This window comes from Bradyrhizobium diversitatis (assembly GCF_016031635.1).
Taxonomy (GTDB): Bacteria; Pseudomonadota; Alphaproteobacteria; order Rhizobiales; family Xanthobacteraceae; genus Bradyrhizobium; species Bradyrhizobium diversitatis.
The window spans coordinates 1-645 of record NZ_JACEGD010000123.1 but is presented as its reverse complement, the minus strand read 5'-3'; the positions used below and the strand labels follow the sequence as shown (position 1 = coordinate 645).

The 645-nt window shown below is 63.9% G+C and carries 1 protein-coding gene; it reads right to left on the bottom strand.

The genetic code is table 11. From position 1 onward, the window contains the following. Positions 1-457, bottom strand: a 457-nt coding sequence (locus H1B27_RS39725) for an IS110 family transposase (protein WP_246516088.1), incomplete at its 3' end; no start/stop codon positions are given. Positions 458-645: the final 188 nt, after the last annotated feature.

Here is a 645-nt window from a genome sequence, read left to right as displayed (position 1 = left end):
CGGCGTGCTCGTTCTGGCTCTGCAAGCGGGTCTTCAGATCGATCACGGCTTTGCGTGCTTTGACCAGTGCCGCCAGCTCCTCGCGCGCCGCATCGTGGGTTTGGCTCGGCGCATCTTCAAACGTCTCAGCGAACCAGGCGATCGTGTCCGCGTCGATCGTATCGTTCTTGGCGAGCCGCCCCGCCGATCGGGCGAAGTTACGCACTCGCCGTGGATCGACGATCCGCACCGCGAAGCAGGCTTCGCGCAGCGCCTTGGCCCAGTCCCGCTCGTAGCCGCCGGACGCCTCCATCACCGCCCTGTCGACCTTGTGCTTGCGCAGCCAGGCGACCAGCTTGCGCCGCCCCTTCGCACCGCTCGGGAACGCTTGCCGTTGCGACAGCGAGCGAATGCATGCATCCACCTTGTCCTTGGCCACATCAATCCCGACGACAACGCGACTGTTTTGTGCCATCATCCACTCCCTTCCTTGCTCGGTTCGGGCTCGAAGCCCATGCAACTGTTCGGGTTGAGGAAGACACGCCGAATCCGTCCCACGCTCCCCGACAGGCTCTAGGCCTTTGAGCACGAACGGGCTCGGATCCAGCGACGGGCGGTTGGTCAGAACCGCCCGTTGTCACATCCTGGCAGATTTTGCGGACACAA